Consider the following 14,798-nt stretch of genomic DNA (forward strand, 5'->3'; position numbering starts at 1 on the left):
TCTCGAAGACCGCCACCGGGTGGTGCACCATGGCCCGCGCGTCCAGGAAGGCGCGTCCTCGGTGCACGTGCGGCGTGTTCGTGAAGCGGCCGTCGAACATGGTTCTCTGATGCCCCGTGCGTGTCAGTGAGTGACCAGGCCGTGCCTGCGCATGAATCGCAGGATGCCCACGACCACGTCGTGGAGCGGCGGATCGGCCTTGCCGAATGCCGACAGCGCCCGGGCGTGCCGGTAGCGGCGGTTGTCGTACCGCTTGAATTCCATCGCCGAGATGTTGTCGACGGAGCGGGCCAGGAAGTCGAGGAGCGGGAACAGCAGATCGCCCGAGTGGCAGCGTCTGATGATCTCGGGCACGAAGGCGCGGAGGTCGTACGGCTGAAACGTGCGGCCGGTCAGCTCGCCGAGAATCGCGGTGATGTCGGACATGGTGGCGTACTCGTCGCGGGTGACGTGGTAGATCTCGCCCACGGTCTCTGCGACACCCGCGATGGCGACGATGTTGCCTGCCGCGAGGTCGGCAGGTGTGAAGCTGACCTGGTTGTGCGCGGTGGTGCCGATGCCGTGGTTCATCATGAACGCCAGCAACCTGATGGCGATGTCGAAGTTGCAGCCGCCGCCGTCGATGGACGGGGTCAACAACGCCGGGCGGAAGATCCGGGCCGCCAGACCGCGGCCCATGGCATCGAGCACCACCTGCTCGGCCACCCACTTGGTTTGACTGTAGCCAAAGTCGAGACGCTCCATGCCGGCGTTGGTGTCACGCTCACTGAGCGTCTCCTGAACCGACCAGCCGAAGACGAACGTCGTCGAGATGTAGTTGAGCACCTTGGCGCGTTCGCTGAGGGCGAGACGGATGATCTCGTTCGTGCCCCCGACGTTGGCATCCCGCATCATCTGGTAGTCGTGCAGGTAGTTGACCGCGGCGCCGTTGTGAAAGATGGTGTGAACGCTCCTGGCCAGGGTGCGCCAGCGTTCGGCACCGAGGCCCAGCTGCGGCGCGGCCAGATCACCGGCGATCGGGCGCACGCGATCCTCCCATCCCCTCGGGCACGACTGACCGTCGGCCGCGATGGCGGCCAACCCTGCGCCGAGGCGTCGCATCGCATCGCCCGCGTGGCCGCGCACCAGCACGTAGACGTCCTCGTGTCGTTGCGCCAACAGGCTCGCAAGCAGGAACGGCCCGAAGAACCCTGTCCCGCCTGTGAGCAGCACGCCCCCCTGTGACGACGACACCGTTGGCGGCACTGGCAGAGCCGCGATGTCAAGGCGCAGCCGCGCGTCGCGACGCATCAGTTCGGCTTCGGCCGCTCGATGCTGGCGGCCAAGGGTGGACAGCGCCGATGTCAGTCGCCGCTTGGCGTGCGGAGCTGCCGCGACGACCTCGTCGACGAGCTCGCAGAGCTCACCGATCGCGATCTTCTCGAGCACCCGCACATCGACGGCCTGCGCCAGGTCATGGTCCCCGTGCCGTTCGAGGTGCCCCCGAAGCGCCTGGGCGAACTCGACGAGCTTCACGGAATCGAACCCTGCTTCAGACAGCGTCCACGTCTCATCGCCGGTCAGACCGAAGGGGCGGCACCAGTCGCGCGAACGCCCGGTGACCGGATCGTCGGCATCCGGGGCCACGTCGATCTGCCGGACCACCTGCAGTTGCCCCGCGAGCCACCGCGTGCGCACCAGATGACGGGCGATCTTTCCCGAACTCGTCTTGGGAATCGTGCGCGCCTTGACGAAGACGAACGTCGCCGCGCCGATGCCAAGACCACGCACCAGCTGCAGATTCAGCGCGCGCACGTCAGGCACGCGATCCGGCCGCCTCAGCTCCGCCACCACCACGAGCGTGTCGCGGCCGTCGAGTGGCCAGGTCACGGCGGCCACGCAGCCCTTTCTGACGTCCGGGTTCGCTTCCACCAGGGCCTCGATGTCCTGCGGGTAGTAGTTGAGGCCACGAACGATCAGCAGGTCCTTCTGCCGGCCGCAGACATAGAGTTCGCCGTCGAGCATGAAGCCGAGGTCGCCGCTTCGGAGCCACGTCGGCGCATCCGGCGGCTCGCCGGCGAGCCGCGCGTCGAACACGGCCGCGGTCGATTCCGGCCGGCGCCAATAGCCGCCGCACTTGCCAGGCCCCCTGACCCAGATCTCGCCGACCGTCCCCGGCGCGGCCTCGCGCGGGGCTGCAGTGACATCGACGATGGCAATGTGGGTGTCCCGCGCCGGCCGGCCGCAACTCACGAGCGTCGTCGCATCGACACCGGCGGCGCCGGCGTCGACCTCGCGGACCATGTGCCGCGCCAGGGCGGCACGGTCGAAGCTGCGCATCGAGCGTCCGTCGGTCGACACGGCCAGAGTGCACTCGGCAAGACCGTAGGCGGCGGAGAAACAGCGTGGATTGAGGCCGCACGGCTCGAACCGGCGGACGAAGTCGCGGCAGACCTCGGCGCGGACGGGCTCGGCGGCGTTCATCAGGATCCGAAGCGAGCGGAGGTCGAGGCGCTCGAGTGTCTCGGCCGGCAGCTTGTCGGGCCGCAGGCAATACTCGTAGGCAAAGTTCGGCGCCGACGACGCGGTGGCCCGGTATGCGGTGATGGCCTCGAGCCACAGGGCCGGTCGTTGCAGGAAGTCGAGAGGCGACATGCCGTACGTCGTGCCGCCGGTGATGGCGACGAAGAGGTAATACCCGATGAGCCCCATGTCGTGATACTGGGGCAGCCAGGTCACCCCGACGGGCACGTGGTCCAGCACCGCGTCGCAATTGGCGAGCACGTTGTCGTGGGTCACCATCACACCCTTCGGCTCGCTGGTGGACCCGGACGTGTACTGCAGGAACAGCACGGGCGAGTCCGTGTCGGCGACATCGACGCGTGCGCCCGGGTCGGCGTCCGCGCTGACAATCCACGTGAGTTGCGACGCGTGCCCACGTTTGAACGACAGCGTCTTCACGGTGTGCCGAGTCCGAGTCAGCATCATCGACCAGTAGTACGACCGGCTGGTCAGCACGGCGGCCGCCTGGCAGTCGCGCGCGATGAAATCCAACTTGTCGCTGGCGGCCTCGAAGCCTGCATGGGACGGCGGATACGCCGGCACCGGGATCAGGCCGAGGCGTACACAGGCGAAGAAGGCGCAGATCATCTCCACGCCTGGGGGATACACGAGCAGCACCCGTGCGCCGGGTTCGAGCCGGCCGACGCGGTGCATGTGGGCGGCGATCGCCTCGGTGCGCTGGTAGAACTGCGCGTAGGTGTACGACTCGGTGACGTGGCCGTCGATGCCGAGGAAGGCATACATCAACGTGTCAGGCTGATGCTCGGCCCACCGGCGCAGCGGTGCCAGCAGCGATGCCACTACGCGGCCTGCCCGAGACGCTGGAACCGGTAGCCGCGCGTCCCGTGCCAACGCCGGTGCCACACGCGCCACCATGGCGTGTGTGGCAGCGGCAGAGAAGCGTCGCCGTGACGGTCGAGGTAATAGCTATGGGCCGTGGCGCATGAGCCGGCCTTGAACACCGTGCCGTCGGCGCGGCGCCACATCTCCTGCATGTAGTGGTCGTGCGCGCCGGCCGTGACCTCGACACGTGTCGCGCCCCGCGCGCGTGCCTGGTCGATACACGCGAAGATGTGCGCCAGATTCGCCTCGAGCATCGCGAACCAGTTGAAGCCGCCGGCATAGGGGCCGGCCGTCAGAAAGAAGTTGGGGAATCCTGGCACCGACACGCCGGCATACGCCTGGCGTCGATTGGCCGCCCAGAACCGTCCCAACTCCACCCCCTCGCGACCCACCACCTCGAACGCAGGGCCGGTGCCCGGTTCCGTGGTCTGGAAACCGGTGGCGAGCACGATCGTGTCCACGTCGAACCGCCGCTGGTCGACGGTCACGATGCCTTCAGGGCAGACCCGCGCGATCGGTTGTGTCACGAGCTGGACATTGTCGCGATTGAACGCCGGCAGATAGTCGTTGGACGTCGTCGGTCGTTTGCAGCCCAGTCCATATGCGGGCACGAGCTGTGCCGCCGTGGCCGGGTCGGTGACCTGGCGTCGCATGTAAGCGCGGAGGCCGCGCTGCAGCGCATGCACCACGAACGGGAACGTCCGGTAGTTCGCGATCGAGAAGGTCAGGCAGGCGATGCTGAACTCAGACGTGGCACGTAGGACTTTGCGCACGAGCGCGAATCGTCTGGGTGACCACCGCCCCTCCGGGTGCAGCGGGCGGTCGAACCGCGGACTGATCCAGATGGGCGTCCGCTGAAACACGAACAGCTGCGCCGCCTGTGCCGCGAGCGCGGGCACGATCTGCACGGCCGACGCCCCGGTCCCGATGATCGCGACACGTGCCCTCGTCAGGTCATGATCGTGGTCCCACGCTGAGGTGTGCATGACGCGCCCGGCGAACGTATCGAGTCCGGCAATCGCGGGTCGTATCGGGTGTGTGAACAGCCCGGTCGCCGCGATCAGGTACCGCGACGTCACCACGGTGCCGTCGTCGAGGTGCGTGGCCCAGGTGTCGGTGGCCTGATCGAACTGCGCGCGGACCACCCGCGAACGGTAGCGGATGTGCGCGGTAACGCCGTACTTGTCCGCACAGTGCGTGACGTATTGCTGGATCTCGGCGCCTGGCGCGAATTCGCGCGACCAGGCGTAATCGGTCTCGAAGGCGAAGCAATACGACACGGATGGGATGTCCACGGCGACGCCCGGATAGGTGTTGTCGCGCCAGGTGCCGCCCAGGTCGCTTGCCGCCTCGAGCACGAGGAAGGACTGGTGGCCGCGACGCAGGCACTCGATGCCCGCGCCGATGCCGCTGATACCGGCGCCGACGATGAGAATGTCGACGGTGGGCATCAGCGTCGAGGCGGTTTGGGCTCTGAGCCGCTGTCGACCATGGTCTCTTGCCACTGCGCGGCCCGAGTCGCGCGCATGTCGCCCACGCCGAGGATTCGGATCACGGCGTCGCTGACCATTCTGTTGCCCACGACCGGCAGCAGCCGCTTCAGCCGGTCGCCAAAGGCCACCTCCGGCGCAATCAAGAGGCGCGGCGTGCCGCGCTCGATCGCCCGGATGATGCGGGCGCTGGCGCGTTCCGGCGGCATTGCGTGGCGTTCGTACCAGCGGCCGAGACGCTGCAGCAGCTCCGGGTCGTCACCCTGCGCGCGCGTCATGATGTTGGTGGCGACCGCACCGGGGTGGACGAGGGTGAGGCCGACTGAGGTGGTGCGGAGTTCCTCCCAGAGACACTCCGACAGGCCGCGCACGGCGAACTTGCTCGTGCAGTAGGCGGATTGCCCGGGCATCGCCACCAGGCCGAGGAAACTCGAGAGATTCACGATGTGGGCGCGTTCCACCTTCGCCAGATGCGGCAGGAAGAAATGGCACCCGTAGATGACGCCCCACAGGTTCACGCCGAGCACGTGCTGCCAGCTGCCGATCGTGGTCTGCGGGAAGGCCGCCTCGTGGGCCACGCCGGCGTTGTTGACGAGCACGTGGACAGCGCCGTGCGCCGCGATGACCTCGCCGGCGAGGTCGCGCATGCGTGCCTCGTTGGCGACATCTGCCACGTGGGTGCTCACCGTCAGCGCACCGTCAGCGGCCGTGAGTTCCCGATGGAGGCGCGCCAAGCCGTCCGCATCCAGATCGACCAGTGCCAGGTGACAGCCCCTGGTGCTCAGCCCGATGGCCAGGGCTCGGCCGATGCCGCTGGCGGCGCCGGTAATGACGGCGACCTTGCCACGCAGCTGCCGGATCCCGCGCCGATCGCTTCCTACAGATGCCAAGGCTGTTGCTCGTGTGCCGCTGGCCCATTGTAGTCGTCGCCGGCCAGGGACAGCGGCGTGGCGGCGTCGACCTGCGCCAGGCCGGGCTCGACCTCGCGATCGCCGGCGTGGCAGCAAGGGCCACGAGCGGTGCGCCCGTGACCACCTGCGGGCCAGCGATGCTCCGCGTGGACAACGACGTCGAGGCCGTACGCCTCGGCGCTCCCCTTCTCGTTCGCCTGCATCGTTTGCTCACGGACGGACGTGGCGGTGCAGAAGAGCAGCGGAAGAAGGACAAGGCGACGCAGGAACACGAACCTTACCGACACTCTACAATGGTGCCGCTCATCGAGCCGACCGGCCCTTCGCCCTCACCGTGCCCACTGTCACCCCCAGCCGTCACACCGTCGGGCGTATCGTCCTGGTCGCCTACCTCATCAGCTACCTGGGCGTGCTGCTGGTCGGACGGTTCGCCATGGTCCCGGCGTTGGCCGCGTTCGTCCTGACGGTGCTGGTGGGGCTGCTCACCGCAACGCAGCGCCGGTCGGCGTGGTTCGCTGGCAGGTGGGTGCCATTCCCGCTGAAGCGATTGCTTCTGATCGTACCGCCGCTGCTTGCCGCTGTCTTCCTGCTGAGTGTCCTCGCCCCTGGTGGCGGCGTCCCGGACATCGCACAGGGCGGACTGCTCCTGCCGCGTGAGCGCTACACGCTCGTGAACCGGCACGGCGTCCAGACCGACGTCGAACACTGGCGCTTTCTGCTTGTGGGGCTGCTCTTCTACTCGCTGTGGTTCGGCGGGGGCGTCTTTGCCGCCTTGGTCGTCTTCCAGTCGAAGCGGCCTCACCGGTGGGACCGGGGCTTCGGCCATGACTGGCGCTGATCGGACGGATCACGTTGAGTTCCGACGCTGGATCCCTTGCCGGCTGTTGATGTGCTGATGGAACGCCCGGGAAGTCGAGTCGACGGTCCGTGCCGGCCGTCAGCACCAGCAGCTCCCCTGCCCGAGGGGCCCTTGTGGCAGGCCACGTCTCCGTGGGCACACCTCGATCTCGAACTGCGGCGCGACTGCCCACTTGCCATCGCTGGTGTCTCTGACGCCAAGGAGCACCCAGCCGGCTCGGTGGCTGAGGCCGTGCCATGGTTGTGGTGGTTGGTCAGGCCGGCAGCCGCAGCGCGCGCACTTCGAGGAACAGCGGGTCGCGCTCGGTCTGCGACAGAAATCGATCGCCGCCACGGCCGGCGGTGACCAATGCCTGGCGGAGCGGTTCGCTCTCATCGTCCCAGAAGCATTTCAGAAGCTGTAGCGCCGCCTGGACCGGTTCAGCATGCCGGCGGGCCCCGGGCTTCTCGAGGAGCGCGAGCACGAGGAGCGTGAGCAACTCGCGCGACGTGCCCAGGAAGAACTGCTCCAGCGCCGTGTGCCACGTCGGATCGAGCTGACGAACGCGTGCGATGCGGGTGAAGGGCACCCTGGGCAGATCTTTGAGGCGCCGTGTGGGCTCAACGTGGCCAAGGTGCCCGAGTAACTCGACGAGCGAGCCGAACGCCGCGCGCGTCACGCGGGGAGAACGGTAGGCGCCGAAGAACGCGAACTCCTCCAGCAGATGCGGGGAGGTCGTGCAACACAGATCGAGCGCCCGCTCGTGCACCCGCAGCCCGATGCACGGGTACAACATCGTGAACGCACCCGACACGTTGAACGGCGGCCGGAGCGACTGGATCAACTGGTTCTCGAGCAGCAGCGCCGCGAGATCGCTCTCGCACGAACGCACGCGCAACCCGCTCGCGGCCGCCACGAGCTCCCGCATCTTTCGGTGGGCCTTCTTCCGGCTCGCGTTCCTGTACTGGCGGAGACGGTTGCGCAAGTTCGCGGCCTTGCCGACATAGAGCGTCTCCTCCTCGGGCCCGAGCCACTCGTAGACACCTGGGCCCCGGGGCAGTTCGTCGAGCCGATTGGCCCCGAACTTCGCGTTGAAGCGTCGGGCGCTCATGAGCCTGGCTCTGGAGCAGGCGCTCGTTCATCGAGCCACGTGCGTTTCAGGAGACGTTCTTCGCCTGGATTCCTGCCCGGCACACCCATCGGCGTAGATATTACCGTCCGAGACAGACGGCCGACGTGCGGACTGGCATCGATCCGACGCGACCGGCCCTGCCCCGCTGGCTCTCCCCTGCGCCGTTCGCCGCGGTCAGCCTTGCCCGCCTGCCAGGCTGGACGTGGCTCAATGTGTGAGCCGATTCCGGCGCGTCTGCGCATTCCTCAATTGGGAGGTGTGGGAATGGGTTGGCGCCATGTTGTCGGTGAATCGCAAGCGCTGTCGGAGGCCGAAGCCATTTGGCGCCGACTTGGCCTGGCTTGGTGTCTTTGGCTTACGCTCTCCACGCCAGCCCTGGGCCAGGCCGTCGAAATCGGCGGGTCGATCGGCACGGCCGCGCGGGGCTCCGAGGGCGCGCTTGTCAGGTCCCCCTGGCACCCAAGCCCTGGCGTCTACGCAAACGTCGCGTGGACGCAGCGCGTGGAGACGACGCTCAGAGTCGTCTGGGTGCAGCTGGGGTCTCGCCAAGGCATGAGCGGGTACTTCAACGGCTGCGAGCCGGGCCGACCGGACTGCCGACCGGCGGTCGCCTACTATATCGTCGAACGATCGACGGCGCCCTGGATGTTCGTCACCGGAAGCGCCCACTACTACTTTCGTCCACGCGAGATCGTGCGGCCATTCCTGGGCCTGGGCGTGGGAGTGTCGCGTGACTCGATGCACGTGACCTGCGAGGCGGCGACGGCGAACTGCGACCGCGTCGCAGGTGCGTTCCGCCTCGGGAGGCGCGTCTCGCTCCAGCGCGATACGGTCGCGATTGCCGGCGTCGCGGCAACGTTCAAGCGCAACTACATTGGTCGCGCCACCGTGAACTTCCATCGGCCTGGTGGCGAGGATTCGTCGTTGTTCGAAGCGGCGCTGACACTCGGCTATCGGTTCTAGACCCGTGGTGCGGACGCTGAAGGCCGCGCCGGCACTCTTTTTTTGTCGACCCGCGACCCGTTTCGTCGAATCGGCCCCTCCTATAGGCTAAGCGACTGATGCTACATGTTGACCAGGACCTCTTCAGGGCGGCGCAGGCTGGCGACCGGGCGGCCCTCGAACGCCTGTTGTCGCTGCTGCAGCCCGATATTCACCGCTACGCGCGGTTTCAGTGCTACGCGTCGTCATCGATTGAGGACGTCGTGCAGGAAGCGCTGCTCGTCGTCTACCGGCGCGTCGGCGACATTCGGAACCCCGCCGCGCTCGGCGCCTGGCTCGCGAGGGTCGTCGGCCGACTCTGTGCCCTACCGGTGTTGATGTTCATGCGGAGCGTCGAGGAGCTGAAGACGATCGAGGAGTCCGCGCGCTTCGCGCACGTGCCCGTCGATCACCTGCGCATCGACGTCGCGCGCGCACTGGCCGCCCTGCCTGAGAAGTACCGCCACGTCATCATGTTGCGCGACCTCGAAGAGCTGACGATCAATGAGATCGCCCAGCGCTTGACCATCTCGGGCGAGGCCACGAAGAGCCTCCTGCGACGTGCCCGTGCCGCCGCGCGAACACTCTTGACGCGGAGCGCCATATGACGGCGCCGACCGGCGGCGCGATCCCCGCGATCCTTGTCGCGCCCATCGCGTTTCGCGGATGCCCCATGTGCTGGGTGTTCGGGCTCGTTGAGCGCGGGGCCCACAACTGCGCACCGTGCGCGCAAAAGGACGCATCATGATCGACGCCGCGGCCACGCCGAATACCGCGATCCCCAAGGTAGGCAAGACGGTCGCCGTGGCCCTCCTGATGGGCCTGGCGATTTCGTTCGTCGGAACGTATTCGTGGGTGGCGCTCATCAGACTCAATGCCCGCGTCCAGCCGGAATGGCCGTGGGCCGCGGCGGCGACCGGATGCTGGTTGGTCATCATGCTTCTGTGGCTCAGCGGCCGCAGCGGGCCTCGATCCACGTCAGAGTTTCGACGCTTTCACCTGCGCCTCTGGCGACCGGAGCCCGGTGCATGGTCTGGAGACAACCTGACCGCAGTCCTGGGCCTCGTCGGCGCGATGATCGGGCTCACGGGGATCTGGGTACTGATGGGAATGCGCGGACCGACGGTCGACATCAGCGCCTATCCGACGACCGCCATTCGCTTCTCTGTCTTGCTGATGGGCCCAATCGTCGCAGGCGTCGTCGAAGAGATGGCCTTTCGCGGCTACATGCAGAGCCATCTGGAGCGCGTAGGCCCTACGTTCGCGATTCTCGTGACGAGCGCGCTCTTCACCCTCGCGCACGCCACCCACGGCTTTGCCTACCTGATCGCCGTCGCGCCGGGCTTCTTCCTGGTGTCAGTCGTTTACGGCTACTTGGCGCTGAAATCAGGCTCGATACTCCCCGGGATGGCGCTGCACTTCGCCGGCGACCTGGCCTTTGCGTACTTCGCGCTTCTCGGCGGCGATTCAGCACTGCTGTTCGCAAAATAGCGATGGCGCTTCGCTCAACTCCCGATTGACGGCGTAGTGGCGAGTGTCGATGCCCCCTTGGCAGGGCGTGCCCCCGAGCGCCGCCGTGCCCGCTCGGGTGCGCCATGGGCCGCAACTCAAGTCGTGGTTGGAACATCCACTCATGTGGCGACTTCAGGTACAAAACAGGCACAGCTCAGCCATTGACAGACTGCCAGTTGTTTACCTGAAATGACTTATTGATGGCGGAGAGGGTGGGATTCGTTCCTGCGGTAGCCGCTCCCCTCAACGATTTAGGCCGGATCGGTACCGCCAGAATCCGCCAGAACCTCTAGAAACCTGAGTATCAGTTACGAAACAGGGACAGCGTCATCACGTCGCCCCGTCGGTTGAACGCCGGTACGAGCACGAACCTTACGGTCCTGTGAGCCACCTGGTTCGGCGTGTCCACTACGCGACGTCCTTGCGGACGTGCTCGGCCAGCACCTCGTTGATGAGCGTCTGGTAGCCGACACCCCGGCGCCGCGCCTCTTTACGGAACCGCGCCAGGACCTTGGCGTCGAGCCGAATCGCGATCAGCTGGCGGGCCGTCTCCCCAAGAGGCGGTCGGCCCACCCGGCGCATGGCCCCCAGTTGGGTCGCCGACACCTCGGGGATGTCGCTGAAGTCAATGCTGCGCGCGGTACGCCGCGCGCTCCCGCCGACTCGCACACCGCGCGCTGATGAGGCGGACTGTTTCGACATTGGCTCGTCTCCAGATCGTGTAGGCCACCATGAGCACGCGCCCGTCGGCGGCCGCGCCCAGACGCAGGTAGCGCGGCTCCGCCGCGGAGTGCGCGAGGTCGGGGCCATCCAGTGCGTTCGCGTCGACGAATACCGTCACGGCGTCGTCGAACGTGACGCCGTGTTTCGCCGCGTTGGCCGCGGCCTTCCGCTCGTCCCACTCGAACACAATTCAGTATATACGGAATGCGGCATGCTCTGTAGCATCCTTCCGTGATTCCGTGATCGTCGGTAGGGATCTGTCGGCGCCCCGAGACTCAGGGCAAGTGGTCAGTGCTGGGCGCGCAGAACCGCCCGGCTCTGGTCAGCACTCATCGAGCGGCCATACCGCTATCGTTGAGGCGCAGACGAGGGGGGAACGATCCCCTTCATGCGCATGTAAGTGACCAAGTTGCCGTAGTGCTCGTTGCCATGCACGATCGCCTGCGTCAGCTGGATCGCCCGTGCCATCTGCCGCTGGTCGGGGCCGGAACCTCGGCTCAACATCTCAAGCGCGTTCTCGTCGGTGACCGCGGCAAACACCTCGTCGCAATAGGCGAACGCGTCTCTCACCAGCGCCCCAACGGCGGCTTCGTCGGTCACCTTGAAGTTCAGGCTGGCTGCCGGGTCGGTAGTCCCCCTGACGGTGCTGCAGTAGATGTACTGCGTTTCGATCACGTGGGTGAGCAACTCAGCGTAGCTCATCACTTCAGGCACCGGCTTGAACGAGAAGTGTTCGGCCGGCATCTTCTCGGCTGCCCCCGTGATGTTGCGCTTGAGTGTCGCGTACTGTCCTTTCAGATAGGCCGCGAACCTCTGCGGCGGGCGCGCCTGCGGTGGTGTTTGTGCCGGCACAGGGACGACGGCCATGGCCAGGATCACTGCGACGACTCTGGCGCACCAGTGCTGTTGCTTCATTCGTTCCCTCCCCGTGCCTGCCCCGGCGACTGTAAGACGGTCGACGTGTCGAGATGGCCCTTCCTTCTGTTGCCCACATCCTCGTACCGCTCTCGATACTTCGCGACGAGTGCTCGCACCGTCTCGTCTGACGCATCAGGAACGATCCGCCGAAACGCCCAGTCCAGGGGCGGACCCACGAACGTGAACACCTCATCCGCTGTGATGCAGCGATACCCGAGGGCTTCCAGCGCATAGTTCAGCGACCGCCCGATGCCGACGGCGGGATCGCTCAGCGTTCCGTCGAGGTCGAAGATCAGCGTACCCACGTTCACGATGATAACGGCGCAACGACTCTGGCCACTGGATCGTGTTCTCTGAATAGTCGCGACGTGTGAAGCGCCGGCATGCATTGTCGCCGCTGGCATCCACTTATCGGAGGCGGTCTCGCGACCACGGCACGACGCGTGAGACCACCGCCGTGATGACGTCCCAGTACGTCTGCAGTCGATTGGCCACGCTGTCTGGCTTCGTGAGATCGACCCCGCCTCCCGGCATCGGAAGGGCCGGCCGGAAGTGTGCGGGGAGCTCGAACAGTAACGGATCCAGCGGCGCGTCCGACCAGTCAACGAGCGTCACGGTCGTCGTGTAGGTCATGCGCGCTTCGGTGTGACGGGTCGTCTCTTCAATCGCGTAGCCTCGCCGTGCCGTGCCCTTCGTCTGGTATCGATGGCGGTCCCTCGGACCATTCGGATTCTCAGCCGAGAGCCTCAACGATGACTTCATCTCCGAGGCGACACAACCGAGACCCGGCAGGTCGATGTACCAGCCTTCGGTTTCACGGCGACTCGCGGGTGTATTGGCGCCAGGGGCCGGTGACACCACCGTCGTGGTCTTCACACGCCGCGCGACATGGCGACCAAGGCGGCGTCGCTCGCCGGTATCGACGGCGTCCTCGATCGTGGTGACCACGGGGCCCTGAGCCTCCGGCCGCGTCGAGACACCCGCGAAGGAGTTCGACCATTCGACGAACGTCACCTCTGAGAACAGCTGGTCGCTGAGGTTCAGGTGGATGGCGCGTCGCTGGTCGCATTGCAGAATGGACGCGAGAAGGGGTGTCGCCGACTCGCCTGTCTGCTCGACAGCGCTCTCGCGGCGCTCACGCGCGCCGCGCAGGTACAACGTGGTGGTCGTGGTGTGGGACGGACCATCACCATGCGACATCCGCGTCGTGATCCTGAAATCCTCATAGGACGGCACGACATAGGCAGGCATGCGGCCCGTCTGGGCGAACAGTGCAGGCGCCACTCCTCCAGCCAGTCCGACGGCAAGTACGAGCTGCTGCACGGCGCACAGTCGCTTCGTCATCTTCCCCTCTCTCCACGCCACCAGCGCGGGGCGGACGGAGCGAAATGTAGCACGCCGTCGGCAGCTTGCTCGGCTGGGCGCCTCCCGCTACCCTGACGGACTATGGACGCTCCTCGCCGCCGGACACGACGCATGAGCGCGCTGGTCGTCGCGGCGCTCTTGTGCAGCCAGCTCGCCCTGGCCGTCGCACAGACGGCGGAAGGCCCGGCCCTGCTGGCGGCGTTCAAGGCATGGCAGAAGACAGCAGCCCCCAACGCCGAGTGGTCAGCCGCTCTGGAGCAGTACCGGGCCACGCTGGTCCGCGAAGGACGCTCCCCCGCTGCGGCCGACCGCGCCATCCGCCTCATCACCGCCTACGACGGGGCCGAACTCTACGACGCCGTCTACGCGAAGGCGCCGGAGTTCAACACGCAGCCGAACCAGCTGCTCGTCGAGGCGGCGCGCGGTGTCAGGGCTGGCCGCGCCCTCGACGTGGGCATGGGCATGGGACGGAACGCGCTCCATCTCGCGCGCGCTGGATGGGACGTGACCGGCTTCGACGTCTCGTCCGTCGGCGTCCGTCACGCCGACGCGGCCGCGCAGCCTGAAGGCCGCCCACTCGCGCTCGTCACGACGTACGCCGATGGTCGCGTCACCGAATCCTTGGTGTCTCCGACGGGGTTCCGTGCGTGGACACCGATGTTCCCGAGGGTCCCCGGCTGGCAAGATCCCGAGGGAGTCCTTCCGGTCACCGCCCTGAACCTTGCCGCCAGGGCGGACGGTGAGGGGCTGAGGGTAACAGTCTCCGTGCTGCGCGGGAAGTTCCGCGAAGTGCTCGAACCCGTTGCGGAGACCGTCGTCGGTGTCGGCGCCCTGGTGCAAGTGGACGCTCTACGACACGTTGGGGTGATGCCAGTGACGCTCTCGGCCACGTGGTTCGCCGTGCCGGCACTGCACGTGCCGCGCGCTCGAAGCCACGTCGACGGTCTGGAGGTAGAGACTGTCGAACCCGTCATCGAACCAAAGCCTGGGTATCTCGTCACGGTGCGCAATCGATCGGACGCGGCACTCGTCACCGTTGCGTACACCACATACGCGAACGCTCGCGCTGCAGTCTCCGGACAGCACGGTGACCCCTCAGCTGTGCCGGTGGCCGAACCTGGCGGCACCGTCACATTCCGCATCCCCATTGGCAGTTCCCTGGAGACGGGGCGTGGATTCGCGACAGGAACGCCGGTGGATGATGTGCTGATTGCTGGAGCCATTTGGGCAGACGGCCGCCTCGGCGGCGACACCTCGCGAGTGGCGCCTCTGCTCGCCCTGCACCGCGGGCGACTTTCGGCCCTGGGTCGCGTCATCCCGATACTGCGTGCTGCGAGGACGACCGGTGACCACCTCGCCGCCCTGGATCGCGTCCGGTCCGCGATCGCAGCGCTGCCGGTTGCCTCCGAGGCGATGGCGGTGGCAACGGTCATGCGGCTCGTCCCCGGCATGAGCCCGTTCGCCGCCCAGGACGTCGAGCCTGCCGTGTCCGTCGGCAGTCAGAACGTTCGGACCCGCCTGCTTGGCGACATCGATCGCGTGCG

At 66.9% G+C, this 14,798-nt stretch carries 14 protein-coding genes and 1 pseudogene; 5 read left to right on the forward strand and 10 right to left on the reverse strand.

The features are described from left to right. Positions 1–123: 123 nt before the first annotated feature. The 4 genes from Q0C41_RS23970 to Q0C41_RS23985 are packed head-to-tail and all read right to left on the reverse strand — an operon-like array spanning position 124 to position 5,988. The gene (locus Q0C41_RS23970) at positions 124–3,342 is read right to left on the reverse strand and encodes an AMP-binding protein (protein ID WP_291988145.1); all 3,219 of its coding nucleotides are present in this window, start codon (positions 3,340–3,342) and stop codon (positions 124–126) included. Next, positions 3,342–4,835, reverse strand: a complete 1,494-nt coding sequence (locus Q0C41_RS23975) for an NAD(P)/FAD-dependent oxidoreductase (RefSeq protein WP_291988147.1) — start codon at positions 4,833–4,835, stop codon at positions 3,342–3,344. Before Q0C41_RS23975 ends, Q0C41_RS23970 begins: the two co-directional genes overlap by 1 nt. Continuing rightward, positions 4,835–5,764, reverse strand: a complete 930-nt coding sequence (locus Q0C41_RS23980; protein ID WP_291988148.1) for an SDR family oxidoreductase — start codon at positions 5,762–5,764, stop codon at positions 4,835–4,837. The genes Q0C41_RS23975 and Q0C41_RS23980 overlap by 1 nt, the downstream gene beginning before the upstream one ends. Further along, positions 5,752–5,988, reverse strand: a complete 237-nt coding sequence (locus tag Q0C41_RS23985; protein WP_291988150.1) for a hypothetical protein — start codon at positions 5,986–5,988, stop codon at positions 5,752–5,754. Before Q0C41_RS23985 ends, Q0C41_RS23980 begins: the two co-directional genes overlap by 13 nt. A 131-nt stretch (positions 5,989–6,119) precedes the next feature. Between Q0C41_RS23985 and Q0C41_RS23990 the strand changes: the two genes are divergently transcribed. Then, on the forward strand, positions 6,120–6,623 hold the full coding sequence (locus Q0C41_RS23990) for a hypothetical protein (RefSeq protein ID WP_291988152.1): 504 nt from the start codon (positions 6,120–6,122) through the stop codon (positions 6,621–6,623). 274 nt (positions 6,624–6,897) lie between these two features. Here the strand turns inward: Q0C41_RS23990 and Q0C41_RS23995 are convergent, their stop codons facing one another. Continuing rightward, the gene (locus tag Q0C41_RS23995) at positions 6,898–7,734 is read right to left on the reverse strand and encodes a nucleotide excision repair endonuclease (RefSeq protein WP_291988154.1); all 837 of its coding nucleotides are present in this window, start codon (positions 7,732–7,734) and stop codon (positions 6,898–6,900) included. A gap of 285 nt (positions 7,735–8,019) precedes the next feature. Here Q0C41_RS23995 and Q0C41_RS24000 point away from each other — a divergent pair, with 285 nt between their 5' ends. The 3 genes from Q0C41_RS24000 (at position 8,020) to Q0C41_RS24010 (ending at position 10,227) form a co-directional block, all read left to right on the forward strand. Next, positions 8,020–8,718, forward strand: coding sequence for a hypothetical protein (locus Q0C41_RS24000; protein ID WP_291988156.1), 699 nt, complete (start codon positions 8,020–8,022; stop codon positions 8,716–8,718). Between the two features lie 98 nt (positions 8,719–8,816). Beyond that, positions 8,817–9,344, forward strand: a complete 528-nt coding sequence (locus Q0C41_RS24005) for an RNA polymerase sigma factor (RefSeq protein ID WP_291988157.1) — start codon at positions 8,817–8,819, stop codon at positions 9,342–9,344. 136 nt (positions 9,345–9,480) lie between these two features. Beyond that, the gene (locus tag Q0C41_RS24010; RefSeq protein ID WP_291988159.1) at positions 9,481–10,227 is read left to right on the forward strand and encodes a type II CAAX endopeptidase family protein; all 747 of its coding nucleotides are present in this window, start codon (positions 9,481–9,483) and stop codon (positions 10,225–10,227) included. Positions 10,228–10,656: 429 nt separating this feature from the next. Here Q0C41_RS24010 and Q0C41_RS24015 read toward each other — a convergent pair whose 3' ends face one another. The 5 genes from Q0C41_RS24015 to Q0C41_RS24035 form a co-directional block, all read right to left on the reverse strand. Next, positions 10,657–10,854, reverse strand: coding sequence for a BrnA antitoxin family protein (locus Q0C41_RS24015; RefSeq protein WP_291988161.1), 198 nt, complete (start codon positions 10,852–10,854; stop codon positions 10,657–10,659). 19 nt (positions 10,855–10,873) lie between these two features. Next, positions 10,874–11,158 (reverse strand): BrnT family toxin, encoded by a 285-nt coding sequence (locus Q0C41_RS24020; RefSeq protein WP_291988162.1) that lies wholly within the window; start codon positions 11,156–11,158, stop codon positions 10,874–10,876. A gap of 161 nt (positions 11,159–11,319) precedes the next feature. Continuing rightward, positions 11,320–11,850, reverse strand: a complete 531-nt coding sequence (locus tag Q0C41_RS24025) for a DinB family protein (RefSeq protein WP_291988164.1) — start codon at positions 11,848–11,850, stop codon at positions 11,320–11,322. A gap of 32 nt (positions 11,851–11,882) precedes the next feature. Further along, positions 11,883–12,194, reverse strand: coding sequence for an HAD hydrolase-like protein (locus tag Q0C41_RS24030; RefSeq protein ID WP_291988166.1), 312 nt, complete (start codon positions 12,192–12,194; stop codon positions 11,883–11,885). 103 nt (positions 12,195–12,297) lie between these two features. Beyond that, positions 12,298–13,233, reverse strand: coding sequence for a hypothetical protein (locus Q0C41_RS24035; protein ID WP_291988168.1), 936 nt, complete (start codon positions 13,231–13,233; stop codon positions 12,298–12,300). Positions 13,234–13,365: 132 nt separating this feature from the next. Between Q0C41_RS24035 and Q0C41_RS24040 the strand changes: the two are divergent. Then, a pseudogene (locus tag Q0C41_RS24040) lies at positions 13,366–14,798 on the forward strand (methyltransferase domain-containing protein); the annotation flags it as partial.

It is taken from the genome of Luteitalea sp. (assembly GCF_022842525.1).
In the GTDB taxonomy this organism is placed as follows: Bacteria; Acidobacteriota; Vicinamibacteria; order Vicinamibacterales; family Vicinamibacteraceae; genus Luteitalea.

What these genes read in the sequence shown, in the direction of transcription:
- Q0C41_RS23975 (WP_291988147.1), bottom strand. Translation starts at nt 4,835, where the DNA reads ATGCCCACCGTCGACATTCTCATCGTCGGCGCCGGTATCAGCGGCATC.
- Q0C41_RS23985 (WP_291988150.1), bottom strand. Translation starts at nt 5,988, where the DNA reads ATGCAGGCGAACGAGAAGGGGAGCGCCGAGGCGTACGGCCTCGACGTC.
- Q0C41_RS23995 (WP_291988154.1), bottom strand. Translation starts at nt 7,734, where the DNA reads ATGAGCGCCCGACGCTTCAACGCGAAGTTCGGGGCCAATCGGCTCGAC.
- Q0C41_RS24000 (WP_291988156.1), top strand. Translation starts at nt 8,020, where the DNA reads ATGGGTTGGCGCCATGTTGTCGGTGAATCGCAAGCGCTGTCGGAGGCC.
- Q0C41_RS24005 (WP_291988157.1), top strand. Translation starts at nt 8,817, where the DNA reads ATGCTACATGTTGACCAGGACCTCTTCAGGGCGGCGCAGGCTGGCGAC.
- Q0C41_RS24010 (WP_291988159.1), top strand. Translation starts at nt 9,481, where the DNA reads ATGATCGACGCCGCGGCCACGCCGAATACCGCGATCCCCAAGGTAGGC.
- Q0C41_RS24035 (WP_291988168.1), bottom strand. Translation starts at nt 13,233, where the DNA reads ATGACGAAGCGACTGTGCGCCGTGCAGCAGCTCGTACTTGCCGTCGGA.